This is a genomic window from Kitasatospora sp. UYEF31, from assembly GCF_057291755.1.
In genome coordinates, this window is sequence record NZ_JBXAWK010000054.1 from 24497 (window position 1) to 44013 (window position 19517).

Sequence of the window (19517 nt, forward strand, 5' to 3'; positions counted from 1 at the left end):
GGTGGCCCCGGACCCGGTGTTCAGCCCTTGGCTCAGCGCTGCGCGACAGCCGGCTCCGGCAGCATTCCGGGCACGATCGACGCGGGGGCCGGTCAGCCGGCTGTGTGGAGGCGCAATCCCGCCACCTCGGCCAAGCGGCCGCTCAACGCGGCAGGACCACGTCCTTCGTCGGCAGCGCGCCGTCCAGCAGGTAGTCGTTGACCGCCTTCTTCGCGCCGGGGCTGTACGTGGAGAGGAACACGCCGTGGGTCCGGACGGGCACGGTCACCAGGCGGGAGCCGCGCATCCGGCGGTGCATGCCCAGACCCTCCTCGTAGGTGGTGCGGGTATCGCCGGTGGCCTGGAGCTGGAGTGCGGGGAGCTTGTTGTTGATCTTCGTCAGCCGCTCCCGGGGCTGCTCCTTCCAGAAGGCGCAGGGGACCGGGGCGTTGTGCACCGGTCCGAAGACCGGCTGCGCGGGCCGCGCCCGCTCGATCGCCTTCCGGTACCACCCGGGGTCCCGGGGCATGGTGACGTCGGCGCAGACCACGCCCAGCGTGGACGCCAGATCAGCGTCGGCACCGACGCTCCGGGGCTGGAACATGACGGTCAGCAGCCCGCGGAGTCGTGGTGTCACCTCGACCGTTTTGCCGTCGGCCGCGTCCAGCAACTGCCGTAGCGCGCCGGCGTAGTCCGCGTTCTCAGCCTCGTCCGATCCGTAGACGTACAGGACGAACGGCAGCATGTGGTCGTCCAGTTGGAAGCCCGCGATCGAAATCGGCTTCGCCTCCGCACGACGGACCAGTCCCTCAACGGTGGCCCGGACGGCCGCGGGGGTGGTACCCAGGCGGTACTCGGCGTCGCGCGGCGCGGCCCACGCGGCGAGGTCGTCAATCGCCTTCTCATTGGCCGGACCCATGTCCTGGAACATCTGAATCCCGTACTTGGCGGGGTCGGCCGCGCTGTCCAGCACCAGTCTGTCGACCCGGCTGGGGAACATCTGCGCGTACGTGGCACCCAGGACCGTCCCGTACGACTGCCCGAACCAGGACGTCTTCCGCTCCCCCAGCACGCTGCGGACGAGGTCCACATCCCGGGCGATATTGCGGGTCGACAAGTGCGGGAGTACGTCGGGGTACTTCTTCCAGCAGGCGTCGGCGTCGCTCTTCGCCAGCCGCCAGCTCTCGTCGAAGCCCGCCCGGTCCGTGCCCACCGAGCGCATCCAGCTCATCCGCGTCAGCCCGCAGTCCAGCGGGCTGCTTTCGCCGAGCCCGCGGGTGTCCATGCCGATGATGTCGTAGGCCGCCGCGACCTCGGGCGTCATCTGCGCCCGGAGGTCGGCGGGCATCCCGAGGCCGCGTCCACCGGGGCCGCCGGGGTTGGTCTGGAGGATGCCGCGCCGTTTCGCCGGGTCGGCGGACTTGATCCGCGAGATCGTGACGTCGAGGGTGCGTCCCCGCGGTTTCCGGTAGTCGAGCGGTGCCTTGAGTGTGGCGCACTCGGTGCCACTGTCGGCGAGCTTCGGTTCCTTGCAGGTGGTCCAGGTGAGCGGTTGCTGACGGAACTGGTCAAGGCCGTCAGCGGTGGCTGCTGAAACTTTTGTGGCCGTACCCGGTGCGAAACCGGTCGCGGTGGTGACCGCGGTCAGGGACAGGCCGAGCGCGGCGATAGTCGTGGTGCGTTTCATGCCTGTGACGCTAGAGCGGAAATGATCTTCGCTCCATGGGGCGGGCTCCCCGGTCCGGGATGCGGACAGCACCAGGCCGGACGGAGGTTAACCCCCGGTCGTACGAGGGGACTCAGCGGAGTGGACTCAACCCGGAGCCCCGTGTCGATCATGCTCGGAATGCTGTGCCGGACCCGGCTTCAACAGTATTCCGACCATGATCGACACGGGTCGGCGTGGCCGCAACTCCGGTTACTTGTCGCGCGGTTGGTTGAATCGCAGCAGGTTCCCTGCCGGGTCACGGAAGGCGCAGTCGCGTACGCCGTAGGCCTGGTCCATCGGTTCCTGCAGCACCTCGGCGCCCGCGGCGCTGATCCGCTCGAACGTGGCGTCGCAGTCGCTGGTCCGGAAGATGACGGCGCGCAGCAGGCCCTTGGCCATCAGCTCGGCCATCGCCAGCCGGTCGGCGTCGGTGGCGTTCGGGTCCGCGAGTGGCGGCTCGAGGACGATCTCCACGCCGGGCTGCGACGGCGAGCCGACGGTCACCCAGCGCATCCCCTCGAAACTGACGTCATTGAGCACTTCGAGACCGAGCACATCACGGTAGAAGGCGAGTGCCCTGTCATGGTCGTCGACGGCGATGAAGCACTGTGCGAGCTTGAGTTCCATGCCCGTCACGCTACGGGCCGGAGTCGGTTTTTGCTTCTCCGTTCCTGACTGGCCGGGTGTGGATTTTGGCGACGCAGGCCGGGATGGCGGCGCCGTGGTCGTGGTCGCGGGCCCGGTACGCGCTCGGGCTCTCACCGACCAGCTCGGTGAACCGCGAACTGAACGAGCCTAGTGAGGTGCAGCCGACCGACATGCAGACATCCGTCACCGTCAGGTCGCCACGCCGCAGCAGCGCCTTGGCCCGCTCGATCCGGCGGGTCATGAGATAGCTGTACGGCGTCTCGTCGAAGGCGGCGCGGAAGCTGCGCGAGAAGTGGCCCGGCGACATGAGGGCGACCCGCGCCAGCGCCGGGACGTCCAGGGGCTGCGCGTAGTCGCGGTCCATCCGGTCACGGGCCTGGCGTAGCCGGACGAGGTCGGCGATTGGAACCCGAGGCATCCGGGACACGTTACAGACCGCTCGGGAAACTGTACGAACCCGGCCCATGGGCCTGGGTGTTCTCGCTCGTGGTGCCGTCCGGGGAAGTCATGGGTTGAACGCTAGGCCATCACCGCACCCGTCGTCAGCAGGGTCCGTCCGGGGGCTGGGCCGTAGTTCGCACGACGGTTGTCCGGCGGGTACGACACCTGCCGTTCTCAGTCGCAGAGCGGTACCTGCAAGTTAATAAACTTTCGCAAGCAGTCTGCTTGCAATAGTTAGCAGTCGGGTGCAGTATCGGAGACATGGCAAGCCTGAACGTCGGATCCCTCGGCGAGTACATCCGGGAGCAGCGACGCAGCGCGCAGTACTCACTGCGCCAGCTCGCCGACGCAGCCGGAGTGTCCAACCCGTACCTCAGTCAGATCGAGCGCGGCCTTCGCAAGCCGAGCGCGGAGATCCTCCAGCAGATCGCCAAGGCGCTGCGGATCTCAGCGGAGACGCTCTACGTGCAGGCCGGGATCCTCGAAGCCCGGCCGCGGACCTCGCTTGAGACCGAGTCGGCGATCCTCGCCGACGACGGCCTGAGTGAGCGTCACAAGCGGATGCTCCTGGAGATCTACCAGTCCTTCCGCCGGGAGTACGCGGCTGCGGCGGTGGTAGCGGACGACGTGGAAGCCCCGCATGAGGGCGCGCCGGACGGGCAGAGCTCCGGCCGGGATCCGCAGCACAAGAGCGAGCACACGGGCGCGGACAGAGGCTCGGCCAAGGACAAGGCCAAGGACAAGGCCAAGGACAAGGCCAAGGACACGGTCCCGCTCCTGTCCGAGTCGGCCTGACCCAGGCAGCCAGCCAGGCAACCACACAGCGTACGAAGCACGACAACTTCGAACTTGGGGGAACACCCGCCATGGCCACGACCACGGAGAACCGCAAGACCCTTATCGACCGGAAGCCGCTGTACTTCGTCGCCGGTGTCGGCGACCTCGCGGTGGAGCAGATCCGCGAACTGCCCGACAAGATCTCCGGCATCAAGCTGGAGCCGAAGGCCGTCACCGACCGCGTGCAGAGCGCCTACAGCACCGTTCAGGTGAAGGTCTCGAAGGCGTTCGACGAGGCCGTCGAGGTGTACGAGGACCTGGCCGCGCGCGGCCACATCCTGGTGGACCGGATCAGCAAGCAGTCCTCGACCCAGCGCACCAAGGCCGAGGCCCACACCACGCAGTCCAAGGTCAAGGCGACCACCACGACCGCCAAGCGCGGCGCGGCGGCCACCAAGGCGCAGGCCAAGGGCGCGACGACGGCGGCCACCAAGGCGGCCGAGTCCGCCGCCGACGCGGTGTCCGACGGGGCGAAGAAGGTCGGCGACGACACGCAGAAGAAGGCCGGCGACAACACCCAGTAGAAGACCGGCTGGACGGTCGGCCGGAAGGTCGGCAGCTGAGCTGAGGGCGTTCCGTACGGGACACCGGCGGCCGTGGCGCGCTTGAGGCGTGCCGCGGCCGTTCGCCGTATGTGAGACTGGGGAACCGCCGCTGACCCCGCATGTCCCGAAGGAGTAGCCATGACCGACCTGGCCATGCCGGCCGGTGTGCTGACCACCAACTTCAGCAACCTGCTCTCCTATGTCTACCTCGCGATCCTCGTCTTCAAGATCTTCGTATTCGTCGACGCGGCCATCCGCCGCGAGGACGCCTACCGGGCAGCCGACAAGCAGAAGAAGTCGTTCTGGCTGATCATTCTGGGCCTTGTGGTGGTGGTGGACCTGATCTTCGGGGCCGGCATCGGCTTCCTGTCGCTGATCGGGCTTATCGCGTCGATCGTCTACATGGTCGACGTCCGGCCCGCGCTCAAGCGGGTCAGCGGGCGGCGCGGCGGCGGCAACGGGACCCACATGGGGCCGTACGGCCCCTGGTAGTCGGGGCACCCCGCACGAACAGAGCGAGAGCCCCACCGACAGTCCGTCGGTGGGGCTCTCGCCGTGTTGCGGTACTGCTCAGGTGTCGCTCAGCTCTTCTTCGGCGTTCCGCTGCCGGTCGACGTGGCGCTCTTCTTCGGCGTCCCGCTGGAGTCCGGGGTCCCGCTGTTCGACGGGGTGTTCGTCGGCGGTTTCGGGGTGGTGCTCCCCGGAGCGCTGGAGGCCGGGTTCGGAGTCGTCGGCGGTGCGCTCGTCGTCGGCGGGTTGCTGGTGACGGGCGGTGCGGTCGTCGGCGGCTGCGTCGTCGCCGGGGGCGGCGGCGGGCTGGTGGTCGTCGGGGGTGGCGTGGTCGGCGTGGTCGGCGGCTTGGTCTGGCCGCCGCTCGTCGAACCGTTCGGGACGCTGGTGCCCGGCGGGATCGGCGGAGCCTTCGTCGTCCCCTCGCCGCCGTCAGGCCGGACGACGCCCAGGATCGGCATCGAGCCCGCCGGGGAGATCTTGATGTTCAGACCGGTCCGCGGTGCCTGCACCATCAGGCCGTTGCCGATGTACATGCCGACGTGGTGTGCGTCCGAGTAGAAGATGATGAGGTCGCCGGGGCGCATGTCCTTCACCGCGACCCGCGGCAGCCCGGCCCACTGGGCCTCCGACGTCCGCGGGATCGGGCGGCCCGCGGCGGCCCACGCCTGCGACGTCAGGCCCGAGCAGTCGTAGCCCGCAGGTCCTGTCCCGCCCCAGATGTACGGCAGCCCGATCTTGCTCAGCGCGAATGTGATCGCCTTCGCAGCCATCGGCGTCGTCAGCTGGTCCGGCGACTTGAGCACGTCACCCAGCTGGACCTGGCCGTTGAGCTCGGCCTGCTCCTGGATGGCGGTCAGCCGCGTGACATCTTCCGGAGTCAGGTCCCCGAGCAGCTTCTGCGACTGCTCGATCTTCGTCTGGATCTCGATACGGGCGGTCGCGGCCTCGGCTTCGAGCCGCTTGTTCTCCGCGAGTTGCACCCCGACGGTCTTCTGCAGGCTCTGCAGCATCTGCTGGGCCTGCTTCGCCCCGTTGATGAGGTCCTGCTGGCTCTGCCCGATGTACGCGTACGTCGGCGCCTCACGCAGGAACGCGGAGGGGTCGTTCTTCATCAGCAGTGTCATCATCGGGTCGACGCTGCGGGTGGTGTACTGCTGCCGGGCCAGCTGGCCCAGCTGATCGCGCAGCTCCACCACCCGGTCCTGGGCGGCGGTGGTCGCGCTGTTGGTCTCGACGACCTTGCCCTGTGCCTGGGCCAGCCGCTCGACCGCCCCGTTGTAGCGCTCGGTGGCCTGCCCGGCCTGCTGCTGCATGACCTGGATCCGGTTGTTGAGGTCCAGGAGTTCGGCGACCGTGCGCGGCGGCTTCGCGTCACCTGCGGGCTGCGCCGCGCCAGGTGGCGGAGTGGTGGGGTCCCCAGGTGCGGCGGACGCGTTCGCGCTGCACAGTGCGGCGCACAACAGTGCCACTCCGCCGGCGGTCACCACCCGCGTCCACCGACCGGACTTGCCGGTCAAAAGCTTCGCCATACCGCTGCCCCTCGCCCATCCGCACTGCTCGCAACGTGACCGGAAAGAAGACCCGGAGAAGTCCTGAAGGATCGTCACGGGCCGTCACCTGAACGGAACCGGCACCTGTTTGGACGCCAATCGCTGCCGTCCGGACGGGAACCGGTTCCAACCGCGGATACTGCCACGTATCAGATGGTTGCGGCAGGGGGTGTGGGCGATACCTCAACACCCTTATGGGGTCAAAAAGGAAAGATCCGGACCAGCTGTACGGAGATCGTCACGTGTCGTATGCGAAAGACCAGGTGACTGTCCATGTGCCGGTCATGCTGAGAGCCTCCGCGCAGGCCTCGGTACAGGCGTCAACGCGGAGCCACAGCCGCCCAGTCGACGGTCACTTCGCCGAGCCGCCAGCGGGCCGGATTGTCGACTACCGGCCAGGTGGCGGCAAGGGCGCGGACCGCGGCGATCCAGCGCTGCCGGGCCCCGAACGAGGCCAGCGGGCTGCACGTGGCCCACGCCCGGTCGAAGTCCCGCAGGAAGGCGTGCACAGGCTCGCCCGGCACATTGCGGTGGATGAGCGCCTTCGGCAGCCGCTCGGCGACATCAGACGGACAGTCAAAACCTTTCAGCCGTACGGAAATACTCAACGTCAACGGCCTTGCGGCCGCGTCGAGCGCCACCCAGGAGGCCCGGCGGCCGAGTTCGTCGCAGGTGCCCTCGACCAGGAGACCACCCGGGGCCAGTCGTGAGCACATCGCGGACCACGCCGCGCCGACAGCCTCCTCCTCGTACTGCCGAAGGACGTTGAACGCCCGGATGACCACCGGTCGCCGGCCGCCAGGAAGGGGGGTCTCGAAGCCGCCGCGGACGAAGGTCAGCCCCGGCTCGGCGTAGGGGAGCGCGGCGGCGACCCGTTGCGGGTCGATCTCCACACCGGTCACTTCGGCGTCGCCGCGCACCGTGCGCACCCGGCGGAACAACTCGACCGGGGTCGTCGCCGAAGCCCCGTAGCCGAGGTCCACGACCAACGGGTCGGCGGCGGTACGCAGCAGCCGGCCGTGGAAACCGGTGATCCACCGGTCCACCCGGCGCAGCCGGTTCTGGTGGGTGGTGCCCCGGGTGATCACTCCGACGGGGCGCAGCGCTCTGGTGGCGGTCCCGGCGGCCCGGCGAACGGGGAAAGCGGTCGCCACATCGGATGCAGTGCCGCGGATCGCCATGTCTCACAGGGTAAACGCGGCGGGGAGCGAGCCCGTACGCGTGCGTACAGTAACGGGTCGGCCTCTGGTGCGGACCCGCCGGCGGACCGATTGTGTGGGACCTGCGTCACGGAGCTACGGACCCCGGGAATCAGAACCGATCTCCGATCGGTTAACACTTGACGGGGGAGTGCTGCTCCGACCGGGACGCAGCGGTTGAACCGCTGCGGCACGGCTTCCGTACGAAGAAAGACGAAACCGATCGTCGGCCCCGGCACGTCGACACATCAGGAGGACTGTCCGCATGAGGAGCAGTGACGGCACGGTCGCGCAGCTCGCGCCCCGCCGAGGGGCGCCGCGCCGGATCGCCACACTCAGTGTGCACACCTCCCCGCTGCACCAGCCGGGCACCGGCGACGCCGGTGGCATGAACGTGTACATCGTCGAGATGTCCAAGCGGCTGGCCGCGCTCGGCATCGAGGTGGAGATATTCACCCGGGCCACCAGCTCCGACCTGCCCCCGGTCGTCGAGATGGCCCCCGGAGTGCTTGTCCGCCACGTCAACGCCGGACCGTACGAAGGCCTGGTCAAGGAAGACCTCCCGGCCCAGCTGTGCGCCTTCACCTCGGGCGTGCTGCGCACCGAGGCGATGCGCGAACCCGGCTACTACGACCTGGTCCACTCGCACTACTGGCTGTCCGGGCAGGTCGGCTGGCTCGCCAAAGAGCGCTGGGGTGTGCCACTCGTGCACACCATGCACACCATGGCCAAGGTGAAGAACAAGGCGATCGCGCTGGGTGACGCACCTGAGCCGTCGGCCCGGGTGATCGGCGAGGAGCAGGTGGTGGCCGCGGCCGACCGCCTGGTCGCCAACACCCCGGAGGAGGCCGACCAGCTGATCGACCTCTACGGCGCGTCCCCCGACCAGGTCGCTGTCGTCAACCCGGGCGTCGACCTGGGCACCTTCCACCCGGAGGGCGACAACGGGCCCGCCAGTATGGCCGCCGCCCGCCGCCGGCTCGGCCTCCCGCTGGATGCCCACGTCATGTTGTTCGCCGGCCGCATACAGCCGCTCAAGGCACCCGACATAGTTCTGTACGCAGCGGCCGAGCTGCTGCGCACGAGCCCCGCGCTGCGCGCCAAGCTGGTCGTGGCCATCGTCGGCGGTCCGAGCGGCAACGGCCTGGCCGAACCCGAACACCTGTACAAGATCGCCGCCTCGCTCGGCCTCCAGGACGTGGTGCGCTTCTGCAAGCCCGTCCCGCAGCACACCCTCGCCGACTGGTACCGCGCCGCCACCGTGGCCGTCGTCCCCTCGTACAACGAATCCTTCGGCCTCGTCGCGATCGAAGCGCAGGCCAGCGGCACCCCCGTGGTGGCCGCAGCGGTCGGCGGACTGTCCACCGCCGTCCGGGACGGCATCTCCGGCACCCTCGTCGACGGGCACGACCCGGTCGACTACGCGGCGGCCCTCCGCCCCTTCCTCGAAGCCCCCAGGCTTCGCGACCTCTACTCCCGGGGAGCCGTGCGGCACGCGGCGGCCTTCGGCTGGCCAGTCGCCGCCGCGTCCATGGCCGATGTGTACGCCCACGTTCTTGCCCGTCCGGCATTTTCCGAGGAACGGTTGGTTGCGGGGCGCTAACGTCGGAGCACGACGTCCGAGGAGGTAAACAGCGTGGAACTGCGCGATCAGGTCGAGAAGACCGTACGGACCGCTCTCACCGAGGCCGGCATCGAGTGGGAGACCACCGGCGACGGCACGTACATCGCCACCCTGCCGGGCGTCCGAAAACTCAAGACGAACTGCGCACTGCGCATCGGTGAACACGCGCTGTCGGTCAACGCCTTCGTCATCCGCAAACCGGACGAGAACCACGCCGCGTTCTACCGCTGGATGCTGGAACGCAACGTCAAGCTGTACGGCGTCTCCTTTGCCCTCGACCGGCTCGGCGACGTCTTCCTCACCGGCAAGGTCTCCCTGCACGCCGTGACCGCGGACGAGATCGACCGGCTGCTCGGCGTTGTCCTGCAGACCTCGGACGACAGTTTCAACACGCTGCTCGAACTGGGCTTCGCCACGTCGATCAAACGGGAGTGGGACTGGCGGGTGGAGAAGGGGGAGTCGCTGAAGAACTTGCAGGCCTTCATCAAGTTCGCCGCCCCCGAGAACCGCTGACGACTCTCATCTACCCTCGTGACCATGGCTGATTCTTCTTTCAAGTTGATCCTGCTCCGCCACGGTGAGAGCAAATGGAACGAGGCAGGGCTCTTCACCGGCTGGGTCGACGTCGACCTGACCGCCAAGGGCGAGAAGGAAGCAACCCGCGGCGGACAACTCCTCACCGACGCCGGGCTGCTCCCCGACGTGCTGCACACGTCGCTGCAGCGCCGGGCGATCCGCACCGCGAACCTCGCGCTCGACGCGGCCGACCGCAACTGGATCCCCGTGCGCCGCTCCTGGCGGCTGAACGAGCGGCACTACGGCGCACTCCAGGGCAAGGACAAGAAGCAGACGCTCGCCGAGTTCGGCGAGGAGCAGTTCATGCTCTGGCGGCGGTCCTACGACACCCCGCCGCCGCCGCTGCCGGAGGACGACGACTACTCCCAGTTCCACGACCCGGCGTACGCGACCCTGCCGGCTGAGCTGCGTCCGCGCACCGAGTGCCTCAAGGACGTCGTGGACCGCATGCTCCCGTACTGGTACGACGCGATTGTGCCGGACCTGCGCACCGGCCGCACCGTGCTCGTGGCGGCCCACGGCAACTCGCTGCGCGGGCTCGTCAAGCACCTGGACGGGGTCTCCGACGAGGCGATCGCCGGGCTGAACATCCCCACCGGCATCCCGCTGCTGTACGAGCTGGACGCGGACCTGAAGCCGGTCACGGCCGGTGGCGCCTACCTCGACCCGCAGGCCGCCGCCGCGGCGATCGAGGCGGTCAAGAACCAGGGCAAGAAGTAAACCCCCAGCGGATCACGCCCCGCACCAGCGGTTCAGCCGTCGGTGCGGGGCTTTTCCGCATGCTGGGCCGTCTGTGGGCCTTCTGTGGGCCGTCTGTCGCGCGGCGGGTCCTGCACCGTCAGGTCGGCGGATTCGACGAGCCCCGGGGGAGCCCCGGGCCGCCGTGGCGATTCGGCGGCGGCGGGGGGCGAGCGGTAGGCCGGAGAAACCACGGGCCGCCCGGTCTCACGGAAGGGGCCGGGTGGCCCGTGGAGCCTTCGGAATCAGCGGGTGGCCGGACTACTTCTTGCCGCAGCTCCCCCCGCAGTTGCAGTTCTGGCCTGACTTGCAGCCGCAGCCGCAACTCGTCGGGCAGCTGCAGCCCGGCTTGGGACTCTCATTGGTCGGCATCGTCGAGCGACCTCCGTTGCATGCGCAGGTGACGTTCGTACGCGGACGGTGTCGCGTCCACCGGCGAGTCAATCCGCTGCCCGGAACTGAAAGAAGAACCGCCGCGGGTTTCACTCGAACGGAGGTACCGCCCGCCTCCGAGTCAACCCGGTCGGCAACGCCGCGTCAACGGGCGGATACCCGCAAAACCCCGCGCACCGGGGCTTTCAGGGTGCCGGTCGCACCACCGCGCGCCGGTAGTCCGGGCCGGTTCGCGGCGGACGGGCGGGCAACCTGAACCAGCCCCGTGCACCGGATGAACGACCGGTGAAGATCTCCCGACGCACTGGACACGCACCCTGTCCAGGGGTTTCACCCGTCCGGGTGAGCCTTACCCTGGCGAGTGTGGATGTGAACGTGGCCGTGGCCACCCTCACCGCCCTGGCCGGACTGTCCGTGGGTGTCATCGGCACCCTGGCCTTCCGGTGGAGCGAGCGGGATCAGGCAGGACGGCAGTCGGACAGGACGGCGCAGGAGCCCGCCCTGCCCCCCGGCGTGGCCACGGTGCTGTCCGTACTGCGGTCCTCAGCCGTCGTCCTGGACGAGCGCGACGTGGTCCTCAAAGCCAGCTCGGCGGCCTACCGGCAAGGGCTGGTCCGGGGCGACCAACTGGTTCCGGAAGACCTCCTGCGCTTCGCCCACGACACCCGGCGCGACGGCGAGATACGCCAGCACGATCTGACCCTGCCGCGCCGTGACGGCGGCGAGATGGAAGTGTCGGCCCGGGTCGCGCCGCTCGGTTCCAAACTGGTCCTGCTGCTGGTCGAGGACCGGACTGAGGCCCGCCGGGTCGACGCGGTCCGCCGCGACTTCGTGGTCAACGTCAGCCATGAGCTCAAAACGCCCGTGGGTGCCCTGTCACTGCTCGCCGAAGCCGTCATGGACGCCAGTGACGACCCGGAGGCGATCATCCGCTTCGCCGGGCGCATGCAGATCGAATCGGCCCGCCTGACCAGCCTCGTCCAGGAGCTCATCGACCTGTCCCGGGTGCAGAACGACGGACCGCTCAAAGCCATCACCGCGGTTCCGGTGGACGATCTGACCGTCGAGGCGGTCGACCGCTGCCGCCAGCTGGCCATGGCCAAGCAGATCCGGCTGACCGTCGGCGGTGACGGCGACCTGTACGTCGCGGGTGACCACAACCAACTGGTCACCGCGGTGGGCAACCTCGTCGAAAACGCGGTCAACTACAGCCAGGAGCGCACCCGCGTCGACATCGACGTACGGACGAAGGGTGGTACCGCCGTCATCACGGTCTCCGACCAGGGCATCGGCATCCCGCAACGCGACCTCGACCGCATCTTCGAACGCTTCTACCGGGTCGACCCGGCCCGTTCCCGGGCCACCGGCGGCACCGGTCTGGGCCTGTCCATCGTCAAACACATCGTGGCCGGTCACGGCGGTGAAGTCGCCGTCCGTAGCCTGGAGGGGGTGGGCACGACGTTCGTCGTACAACTGCCGCTGACGTCGCCGCCGGTAAACCGGTCCGTCGGTTCGGCACCCAAGTCGGAACCCAAGCCTGAAACACAATCCGTGGAGGCCACAGGATGACCCGGTTGCTCGTCGTAGAGGACGAGGAGTCCTTCAGCGACGCGCTGTCGTACATGCTCCGCAAGGAAGGCTTTGAGGTCAGCGTCGCGGCCACCGGGCCGGAAGCGCTGGAGCAGTTCGATCAGGGCGGCGCGGACCTGGTCCTGCTCGACCTCATGCTGCCGGGCTTGCCCGGGACCGAGGTCTGCCGTCGACTGCGCGCGAAGTCCAACGTCCCAGTCATCATGGTGACCGCCAAGGACAGCGAGGTGGACAAGGTCGTCGGCCTGGAGATCGGCGCGGACGACTACGTCACCAAGCCCTACTCGTCCCGCGAGCTCGTCGCCCGTATCCACGCCGTGCTGCGCAGGCACGGCGGGGATGCCCCGGAGTCCGAATCGCACATCCTGGAGGCCGGTCCGGTCCGCATGGACGTGGACCGGCACCGGGTGACCGTGGACGGCGTCAAGGTGGACCTGCCGCTCAAGGAGTTCGACCTGCTCGAACTCCTGCTCCGCAACTCGGGGCGGGTGCTCACCCGGATGCAGCTGATCGACCGTGTCTGGGGCGCTGGCTACGTCGGCGACACGAAGACGCTGGACGTGCACGTCAAGCGCCTGCGGGCGAAGGTCGAGCCGGACCCGGGCGCCCCGCAGCACCTGGTCACCGTGCGCGGCCTGGGCTACAAGTTCGAAGCCTAGGAACAGCAGGGTCTGGGAACAGCAGGGTCTGGGAACAGCAGGATAGGAACAGCAAAAAAGAGGGGCTGTACGCGCCAGCCGGCGCGTACAGCCCCTCTTTCCTGGGAGCAGACGTCCTCAGCGGTTCGCGGCGCTGCTCTCAGAGCCGCGCGGCGTACCGGACACGGGGGAGCCCGGCGTTCCGGAGGCGTTCGGCGTGCCGGTGGCCGCAGGGGTCGCGGAAGCAGCCGGGGCGACCGACGGGGCCCCCACGGGGGCGGCCGGGGCCGACGGCATCAGCGCCTGGAGGTAGGAGTCCGGGAGGTGCACCGCGACGTCCACCGTGACCTCACCGGACTTCTCGAAGAAGAAGGTGACCTTGCGGTAGTCGCCTGCGGTTACGCCCTTGGTGCCGGAGAACAGCGCCGTACCGAGGTACTTGGCCGCCTGCGGACTGGTGGACGGCAGTTCCTCCTGCGCGGGCTTGGGCACCAGGAGCGCCGCACCGTGCGCCGGAATCCGGACAGGGCCACCGGGCAGGGTGGCCGGTCCGGCGCCGCCGTCCAGGGTGATCCGGGTGACCGTGTCGTCCTGGGCCCCGTTGTTGATCAGGGACGCGCCCAGGGCGATGTCCCGGGGGTTCACCTTGGGGTCGCCAGTGACGAGCTGCAGGTTCTGGATCTTGATGTCCCCCGCGGCGGTGTGCGCGGTCTTGGGCTTCATCTCATGCGTAGCCGCGTCACCGCCGCTCGCGCAGGCTGCGAGAGGGGAAAGTGCGAGGGCGAGTACGGCGGCGACGGCGCCGCGTCGAAGGCTGCGGCTCACGTCGGCGCATCTCCTTGGCGATCGGAACTCGGATCAACAGGGCCGGCCCGGCGTCATCCGAAGGAAAAGGAGTGCTCCCATGATCGGGAAGCGGACCGGAGCCGGGCTCAGCGTACTCAGTCGTCGGCGGACAGGCGCACTCGGCTCACCGCCTGCGGCTTTCTGACGTCACCCGGACAATCCGCCGACCCGCGACTCAACCGATCTTGTGTTCGATGTAAAACCCCAGGAAAAAGGGGTTGTGCGACGTGTTTAAGGATCGCATGAACCGACTCCAAAAGCAGGTCGAAGCACGCCGGAAGGGGTGTTGTCAAGCCCTGTGGACCGCTCTGACCTGCGGAAACGCCATTCGTTAGGGGCGTAAGCCGTGTTACTCTAGATAGCCACGGAAGGGGTACCTGTCAAATGACGTTCAAGGTTGGCGACACCGTGGTCTACCCCCATCACGGCGCCGCGCTGATCGAGGCGATCGAGCAGCGTGCGATCAAGGGTGTGGACAAGACCTACTTGGTGTTGAAGGTCGCCCAGGGTGATTTGACGGTTCGCGTACCGGCGGAGAACGCAGAGTTCGTCGGTGTGCGCGATGTGGTCGGCCAGGAAGGGCTCGAGCGCGTCTTCGAGGTGCTGCGTGCGCCGCACACCGAGGAGCCGACCAACTGGTCGCGCCGCTACAAGGCAAACCTCGAGAAGCTCGCCTCCGGCGACGTTATCAAGGTTGCCGAAGTGGTGCGCGACTTGTGGCGCCGCGAGCGTGACCGAGGGCTGTCCGCAGGTGAGAAGCGCATGCTCGCCAAGGCACGGCAGATCCTGGTCAGCGAGCTGGCGCTCGCGGAGAACACCAACGAGGACAAGGCCGAGGCGATCCTCGACGAGGTTCTCGCCTCCTGACGCACGACCCGGTGTTCTGGACCCCAGGGGGTCCGGACGCACAGCTTCCCGCAAGGCGGAGCTACGGGACAACGGTTTTTGAGCAAAGGGCTGACCGTGCAGGTGGAGACTCCTCAGACGGTCGGTCCCGGTGTGGCCGCCGCAACCAGCGCCGACCCTGATCCGATTCTTTCCGTCGGGTCAGGTGTCAGGGCGGGACGTGCGGCGGTCCTGGTCCCCGCTGCCGGCCAGGGACTGCGGCTGGGTGGTGGCACACCCAAGGCGCTGCGGGAGCTGGGCGATGTACCGATGCTGGTGCACGCCGTCCACTCGCTGGCGCAGGCAAGCGGAGTAGGCGCGATCATCGTGGCCGCGCCCCCGGACGAAGTGTCCGGGGTGCGTGGCCTTTTGACGTCGTACGGGATTTCAGGTGCTGAAGTCCCGCAGCTCATCGTGGTGGCCGGTGGAGACACCCGGCAGCAGTCGGTGGCCAACGCGCTCGACGCGGCCCCGGTGCACTTCGACATCATCCTGGTCCATGACGCCGCACGGCCCTTTGTCCCGGTTTCGGTCGTGGACGCGGTGGTCGACGCGGTGGCCGCCGGAGCCGACGCGGTGATCCCCGCGATCCCGGTGGTCGACACGATCAAGCAGGTCGAAGCCGTCGACGCAGTCGAGCAGGTCCTCCGTACGGTCGACCGCTCTGTCCTGCGCGCTGTCCAGACGCCGCAGGGCTTCCGGCGAGAGGCGCTGGCCGCCGCGCACAAGGCCGCGGCCGACGGGGTCTTCGGCAAGGACGGCGCGACCGACGACGCCGGCATGGTCGAGGCCCTGGGCCGTACGGTGACCGTGGTGCCCGGTTCGGAGGAGGCCTTCAAGGTCACCCGGCCGTTCGACCTCCTGATCGCCGAGGCACTGTTGCTGTCCCGGCGGAACCCGGCCCGGCAGTAGAACCCGGCCCGGCAGTAGAACCCGGCCCGGCAGTAGAACCCGGCCCGGCAGTAGAACCCGGCGTTAGAGAACCCGGCCCGGAAAACACCGGCCCGGAGAAACGGGCCGGTAAGACCCGGCCCGGACGCACGGGCTTTCCCGTACGAACTGATTCTCCTGGAGCGACGTGTCCGTGCAGCCCGAATCCGTGGTCTTCCCGCCGGTGTTGCTGCCGCGCGTCGGCATCGGGGTGGACGTGCACCCGTTCGAAGAGGGGCGTGAGCTGTGGGTGGCCGGGCTGCACTGGCCCGGTGAGACCGGGCTGTCCGGGCACTCCGACGGTGACGTCGCCGCGCACGCGGCCTGCGACGCGCTGTTCTCCGCCGCCGGGATCGGCGACCTGGGCGCGCACTTCGGCACGTCCCGCCCCGAGTTCAAGGGTGCTTCGGGCCACACGCTGCTGACCGAGGCCGCACGCCTGGTCCGGGAAGCCGGCTGGGAGATCGGCAACATCGCGGTGCAGGTCATCGGGGTACGGCCGAAGATCGGCCCACGTCGCGCGGAGGCGCAGGCCATGCTGTCCGCGGCGGCCGGGGCACCGGTGTCGGTGTCCGCGACCACAACCGACGGCCTGGGGCTGACCGGCCGTGCCGAGGGGCTGGCCGCGCTGGCCACGGCGATGGTGTTCCCCCGGGCCTGAAGTGGTTTTGTGGACTCGCGCGGGTCGGCAGTGTCGCAGGGAGACCCTGTACGACTTCTTCTTTCGGTTTTTGATCTGGAGGGACCCCCATGTCTGCCACGCTGCCCGCCGAAGCCCGTGAACTCATCGACGGCAAGCACTTCGCCACCATCGCCACCGTCGAGCCGGACGGCCGCCCCCAGCTTTCGGTGGTCTGGGCGAAGACGGACGGCGACGACGTGCTGGTGTCGACGCTCAAGGGCCGCCGCAAACACCGCAACATCGAGCGGGAGCCCAAGGTGACCGTGCTGGTCAGCCCGGCGGAGAACCCCTATTCGTACGTCGAGGTGCGGGGCACGGCGACGTTGGAGGGGAAGGGCGCGCCGGAGCTGATCCAGGAGCTCTCGCAGATCTACACCGGCGGTCCGTACACCAACGACGGCCCCGACGACGAGCGGGTCGTCGTCCGCATCCGGCCCGACAAGGTGGTTGTCGCGGGGTGACCCCGGGGCGGTCACGGAACTACGTCGTGGGACGGCGTCCGTCTCCCCTAAACTTGAGCCTGTGAATATGCGCCTGTACGACACCGGTAGCCGTACCGTCAGGGAGTTCGTGCCGCTCGAAGCGGGTAAGGCCACGATCTACCTGTGTGGGGCAACCGTGCAGGCGCCGCCACATATCGGGCACATCCGGTCCGGGCTGAACTTCGACATACTGCGTCGCTGGCTGACGTACCGCGGTCTTGAAGTCGCCTTCTGCCGCAACGTCACCGACATCGACGACAAGATCATCGCGAAGTCGGCGGAAGCCGGGGTCGCCTGGTGGGAGACCGCGCACCGCAACGAGCGCGCCTTCAACGCCGCCTACGACGCGCTCGGCTGCCTGGCACCCACGGTCGAGCCGCGGGCGACGGGGCACGTCCCGGACATGGTCGAGATGATGCAGCGGCTGATCGACAACGGCCACGCTTACCCGACCGAGTGCGGCGACGTTTACTTCAGCGTCGCTTCGTACCCCGGGTACGGCGCGCTGTCCGGGCAGAAGGTCGCCGACATGCGCGACCCCGGTGACGGCGGGCGCGGGGACAAGCGCGACCCGCGCGACTTCGCCCTGTGGAAGGCCGCGAAGCCCGGTGAGCCGTCCTGGGCCACCCCGTGGGGCCGGGGCAGGCCCGGCTGGCACCTGGAGTGCTCCGCGATGGCACACGCCTACTTCGGCAAGGCGTTCGACATCCACGGCGGCGGGCTCGACCTGATCTTCCCGCACCACGAGAACGAGATCGCCCAGTCCAAGGCGGCCGGTGACGAATTCGCCGGCTACTGGATGCACAACGCCTGGGTGACGCTCAGCGGCGAGAAGATGAGCAAGTCGCTCGGCAACTCGGTGCTGGTCTCCGACATGGTCAAGAAGTGGCCGCCGATCGTGCTGCGCTACTACCTGGCCGCACCGCACTACCGTTCGATGATCGAGTACAGCGTGCCGGCGCTCCAGGAGGCCGCGACGTCCTTCGCCCGGATCGAGAACTTCCTCGACCGTGCCGCGGAGACCCTCGGCCCGCTCGCCCCGGCGTCCGAAGTCCCGGCGGAGTTCGCCGCGGCGATGGACGACGATCTGGCGACGCCGCAGGCCATGGCCGTACTGCACAACGCAGTCCGGGACGGCAACACCGCACTCGCCGCCGGGGACAAGGACGCCGCGACCGCGCACCTGACGGCGGTCCGGGCGATGCTGGGGCTGCTCGGGCTCGACCCGCACACCGAGCCGTGGGCGTCCCGCGCGTCCGGCGGCGACGAGCTCAAAAACGTCGTAGACCACCTCGTCGGCCTCGCCCTCGAACAGCGCCAGGCGGCGCGGGCCCGCAAGGACTACGCCGCCGCGGACGCGGTCCGGGACCGTCTCACCGCCGCCGGGATCGTGGTGGAGGACACCGCGGGCGGTGCGCGATGGTCCATCGCATAAGTACTATTGAGGTTTTGGCTGTGACAGCCGGGTTCTCAAGCCCGGCCGTGCCTGTGGAACGGGCGTCCTGACCGGGCCCGCTCCGCACGGCTGAGCGACAGCACTTTTTTCCTGGCTGCACCACCTCGGTGCGACGCAAGAACCACCGAAGGAGATGTACGTCATGGCTGGAAACTCCGAACGCCGAGGTCGCCGCACCTCGAACAAGAAGGTCGCGACAGCCGGTTCCGGCGGCAAGCCGCGCCGTTCCCTGGAGGGCCGCGGCCCGACGCCGCCCGGTGAAGCACGCAAGGGCCACCCCAAGCAGCGCGCCGCCAACGCCGCCGCGAGGCGTGCCGTCCAAGGCGGCCCCCGGACCGCCCGCCGCCCGTCGCGCGGCAACAGCAAGGGTCCGTCCGAGCTGATCGCCGGCCGTAACTCGGTGCTTGAGGCGCTGCAGGCGGAGATCCCGGCGATCTCGCTGTACATCGCGCAGTTCATCGACGCGGACGACCGCGTCCGTGAGGCGATGAAGATCGCCAACGACCGGAAGATCCCGATCCTCGAGGCCCCGCGCCCCGAGCTGGACCGGCTGACCGACGGCGCGATCCACCAGGGCATCGCCCTGCAGATCCCGCCGTACTCCTACGTGCACCCCGACGACCTGCTCCAGGCCGCGTTCGGCAGCCCCGGCAAGCCGATGATCGTCGCGCTCGACGGTGTCACGGACCCGCGCAACCTCGGTGCGGTCATCCGCTCGGTGGCGGCCTTCGGCGGCGACGGTGTGGTCATCCCCGAGCGCCGCGCGGCCTCGATGACGGCCGGCGCGTGGAAGACCTCGGCCGGTGCGGCCACCCGCATCCCGATCTCCCAGGTCGCCAACCTGACCCAGTCGCTGAAGAACTTCAAGAAGCAGGGTCTGCTGGTCGTCGGCCTGGCGGCCGACGGTGAGGTCGAACTGTCCGAACTGGCGGCGGCGACCGAGCCGGTCGTGGTCGTCGTGGGTTCCGAGGGCAAGGGCCTGTCCCGCCTGGTCTCCGAGACCTGCGACATCCGGGTGCGGATTCCGATGGCGTCGGGCAACGAATCGCTGAACGCGGGCGTCGCGGCCGGTGTGGTCCTGTACGAAATCGCGCGTAAGCGAGCTCTTTAAATACCGGGCTCCAAGCGCGGGCTGTGCTGATTCCGGGCTCCAAGCGCAGGTTGTGCTGATTCCGGGCTCCAAGCGCAGGCGTTTTCCTCCCGCCGTCTTCGCTTCGCTCAGTCGTCGCTCGGCGCCTGCGCGTCGCCCGGGAAAGC

General features: G+C 68.8%; 20 protein-coding genes. 14 read left to right on the forward strand and 6 right to left on the reverse strand.

Annotated features, from left to right (window positions below; genetic code table 11):
• Positions 1 to 142 precede the first annotated feature (142 nt).
• From AC0Z36_RS23195 to AC0Z36_RS23205, 3 genes are all read right to left on the reverse strand, one after another.
• Entirely contained in the window at positions 143 to 1666 is a 1524-nt protein-coding gene (locus tag AC0Z36_RS23195) for an alpha/beta fold hydrolase (RefSeq protein WP_485464947.1), read from the reverse strand.
• Between the two features lie 231 nt (positions 1667 to 1897).
• The gene (locus AC0Z36_RS23200) at positions 1898 to 2314 is read right to left on the reverse strand and encodes a VOC family protein (RefSeq protein ID WP_485464948.1); all 417 of its coding nucleotides are present in this window, start codon (positions 2312 to 2314) and stop codon (positions 1898 to 1900) included.
• 10 nt (positions 2315 to 2324) lie between these two features.
• The gene (locus AC0Z36_RS23205) at positions 2325 to 2753 is read right to left on the reverse strand and encodes a helix-turn-helix transcriptional regulator (RefSeq protein ID WP_485464949.1); all 429 of its coding nucleotides are present in this window, start codon (positions 2751 to 2753) and stop codon (positions 2325 to 2327) included.
• Positions 2754 to 3037: 284 nt separating this feature from the next.
• Between AC0Z36_RS23205 and AC0Z36_RS23210 the strand changes: the two genes are divergently transcribed.
• From AC0Z36_RS23210 to AC0Z36_RS23220, 3 genes are all read left to right on the forward strand, one after another.
• Complete coding sequence (locus tag AC0Z36_RS23210; RefSeq protein WP_485464950.1) at positions 3038 to 3571, forward strand: helix-turn-helix domain-containing protein; 534 nt, start codon at positions 3038 to 3040, stop codon at positions 3569 to 3571.
• A 71-nt stretch (positions 3572 to 3642) separates the two neighbouring features.
• Complete coding sequence (locus tag AC0Z36_RS23215) at positions 3643 to 4137, forward strand: hypothetical protein (RefSeq protein WP_485464951.1); 495 nt, start codon at positions 3643 to 3645, stop codon at positions 4135 to 4137.
• Between the two features lie 186 nt (positions 4138 to 4323).
• Entirely contained in the window at positions 4324 to 4650 is a 327-nt protein-coding gene (locus AC0Z36_RS23220) for a DUF2516 family protein (RefSeq protein ID WP_485464967.1), read from the forward strand.
• Positions 4651 to 4739: 89 nt separating this feature from the next.
• Here AC0Z36_RS23220 and AC0Z36_RS23225 read toward each other — a convergent pair whose 3' ends face one another.
• Positions 4740 to 6200 carry a C40 family peptidase gene (locus AC0Z36_RS23225; RefSeq protein ID WP_485464952.1) on the reverse strand — a complete coding sequence of 487 codons (1461 nt, stop codon included), beginning with the start codon at positions 6198 to 6200 and terminating at the stop codon, positions 4740 to 4742.
• A 341-nt stretch (positions 6201 to 6541) separates the two neighbouring features.
• On the reverse strand, positions 6542 to 7402 hold the full coding sequence (locus AC0Z36_RS23230) for a class I SAM-dependent methyltransferase (protein ID WP_485464953.1): 861 nt from the start codon (positions 7400 to 7402) through the stop codon (positions 6542 to 6544).
• Between the two features lie 283 nt (positions 7403 to 7685).
• Here AC0Z36_RS23230 and mshA point away from each other — a divergent pair, with 283 nt between their 5' ends.
• The 5 genes from mshA (at position 7686) to AC0Z36_RS23255 (ending at position 13000) form a co-directional block, all read left to right on the forward strand.
• Complete coding sequence (gene mshA, locus AC0Z36_RS23235; protein WP_485464954.1) at positions 7686 to 9023, forward strand: D-inositol-3-phosphate glycosyltransferase; 1338 nt, start codon at positions 7686 to 7688, stop codon at positions 9021 to 9023.
• Between the two features lie 33 nt (positions 9024 to 9056).
• On the forward strand, positions 9057 to 9557 hold the full coding sequence (locus tag AC0Z36_RS23240; protein WP_485464955.1) for a type III secretion system chaperone family protein: 501 nt from the start codon (positions 9057 to 9059) through the stop codon (positions 9555 to 9557).
• A 24-nt stretch (positions 9558 to 9581) separates the two neighbouring features.
• Complete coding sequence (locus AC0Z36_RS23245; RefSeq protein WP_485464956.1) at positions 9582 to 10340, forward strand: phosphoglyceromutase; 759 nt, start codon at positions 9582 to 9584, stop codon at positions 10338 to 10340.
• 774 nt (positions 10341 to 11114) lie between these two features.
• On the forward strand, positions 11115 to 12320 hold the full coding sequence (locus tag AC0Z36_RS23250; RefSeq protein ID WP_485464957.1) for a sensor histidine kinase: 1206 nt from the start codon (positions 11115 to 11117) through the stop codon (positions 12318 to 12320).
• Positions 12317 to 13000, forward strand: coding sequence for a response regulator (locus tag AC0Z36_RS23255; protein WP_485464958.1), 684 nt, complete (start codon positions 12317 to 12319; stop codon positions 12998 to 13000). Before AC0Z36_RS23250 ends, AC0Z36_RS23255 begins: the two co-directional genes overlap by 4 nt.
• Positions 13001 to 13117: 117 nt before the next feature.
• Here the strand turns inward: AC0Z36_RS23255 and AC0Z36_RS23260 are convergent, their stop codons facing one another.
• Positions 13118 to 13804 carry a copper chaperone PCu(A)C domain-containing protein gene (locus AC0Z36_RS23260; protein WP_485464959.1) on the reverse strand — a complete coding sequence of 229 codons (687 nt, stop codon included), beginning with the start codon at positions 13802 to 13804 and terminating at the stop codon, positions 13118 to 13120.
• Positions 13805 to 14209: 405 nt separating this feature from the next.
• On the opposite strand from AC0Z36_RS23260, the gene AC0Z36_RS23265 reads away from it, so the two are divergent.
• From AC0Z36_RS23265 to rlmB, 6 genes are all read left to right on the forward strand, one after another.
• On the forward strand, positions 14210 to 14692 hold the full coding sequence (locus AC0Z36_RS23265) for a CarD family transcriptional regulator (RefSeq protein WP_485464960.1): 483 nt from the start codon (positions 14210 to 14212) through the stop codon (positions 14690 to 14692).
• Positions 14693 to 14857: 165 nt separating this feature from the next.
• The gene (ispD, locus tag AC0Z36_RS23270; RefSeq protein WP_485464968.1) at positions 14858 to 15622 is read left to right on the forward strand and encodes a 2-C-methyl-D-erythritol 4-phosphate cytidylyltransferase; all 765 of its coding nucleotides are present in this window, start codon (positions 14858 to 14860) and stop codon (positions 15620 to 15622) included.
• 172 nt (positions 15623 to 15794) lie between these two features.
• A complete protein-coding gene (ispF, locus tag AC0Z36_RS23275) occupies positions 15795 to 16301 on the forward strand; it encodes a 2-C-methyl-D-erythritol 2,4-cyclodiphosphate synthase (protein ID WP_485464961.1) in 507 nt (168 codons plus the stop codon).
• Between the two features lie 89 nt (positions 16302 to 16390).
• Positions 16391 to 16783 carry a PPOX class F420-dependent oxidoreductase gene (locus AC0Z36_RS23280; protein ID WP_485464962.1) on the forward strand — a complete coding sequence of 131 codons (393 nt, stop codon included), beginning with the start codon at positions 16391 to 16393 and terminating at the stop codon, positions 16781 to 16783.
• A gap of 61 nt (positions 16784 to 16844) precedes the next feature.
• On the forward strand, positions 16845 to 18239 hold the full coding sequence (gene cysS / locus AC0Z36_RS23285; RefSeq protein ID WP_485464963.1) for a cysteine--tRNA ligase: 1395 nt from the start codon (positions 16845 to 16847) through the stop codon (positions 18237 to 18239).
• Positions 18240 to 18402: 163 nt separating this feature from the next.
• Entirely contained in the window at positions 18403 to 19371 is a 969-nt protein-coding gene (gene rlmB, locus AC0Z36_RS23290) for a 23S rRNA (guanosine(2251)-2'-O)-methyltransferase RlmB (RefSeq protein WP_485464964.1), read from the forward strand.
• Positions 19372 to 19517 lie beyond the last annotated feature (146 nt).

What these genes read in the sequence shown, in the direction of transcription:
- AC0Z36_RS23230 (WP_485464953.1), bottom strand. Translation starts at nt 7,402, where the DNA reads ATGGCGATCCGCGGCACTGCATCCGATGTGGCGACCGCTTTCCCCGTT.
- AC0Z36_RS23265 (WP_485464960.1), top strand. Translation starts at nt 14,210, where the DNA reads ATGACGTTCAAGGTTGGCGACACCGTGGTCTACCCCCATCACGGCGCC.
- AC0Z36_RS23205 (WP_485464949.1), bottom strand. Translation starts at nt 2,753, where the DNA reads ATGCCTCGGGTTCCAATCGCCGACCTCGTCCGGCTACGCCAGGCCCGT.
- AC0Z36_RS23215 (WP_485464951.1), top strand. Translation starts at nt 3,643, where the DNA reads ATGGCCACGACCACGGAGAACCGCAAGACCCTTATCGACCGGAAGCCG.
- AC0Z36_RS23225 (WP_485464952.1), bottom strand. Translation starts at nt 6,200, where the DNA reads ATGGCGAAGCTTTTGACCGGCAAGTCCGGTCGGTGGACGCGGGTGGTG.
- mshA (WP_485464954.1), top strand. Translation starts at nt 7,686, where the DNA reads ATGAGGAGCAGTGACGGCACGGTCGCGCAGCTCGCGCCCCGCCGAGGG.
- AC0Z36_RS23245 (WP_485464956.1), top strand. Translation starts at nt 9,582, where the DNA reads ATGGCTGATTCTTCTTTCAAGTTGATCCTGCTCCGCCACGGTGAGAGC.
- AC0Z36_RS23210 (WP_485464950.1), top strand. Translation starts at nt 3,038, where the DNA reads ATGGCAAGCCTGAACGTCGGATCCCTCGGCGAGTACATCCGGGAGCAG.
- AC0Z36_RS23255 (WP_485464958.1), top strand. Translation starts at nt 12,317, where the DNA reads ATGACCCGGTTGCTCGTCGTAGAGGACGAGGAGTCCTTCAGCGACGCG.
- AC0Z36_RS23280 (WP_485464962.1), top strand. Translation starts at nt 16,391, where the DNA reads ATGTCTGCCACGCTGCCCGCCGAAGCCCGTGAACTCATCGACGGCAAG.
- AC0Z36_RS23195 (WP_485464947.1), bottom strand. Translation starts at nt 1,666, where the DNA reads ATGAAACGCACCACGACTATCGCCGCGCTCGGCCTGTCCCTGACCGCG.
- AC0Z36_RS23200 (WP_485464948.1), bottom strand. Translation starts at nt 2,314, where the DNA reads ATGGAACTCAAGCTCGCACAGTGCTTCATCGCCGTCGACGACCATGAC.
- rlmB (WP_485464964.1), top strand. Translation starts at nt 18,403, where the DNA reads ATGGCTGGAAACTCCGAACGCCGAGGTCGCCGCACCTCGAACAAGAAG.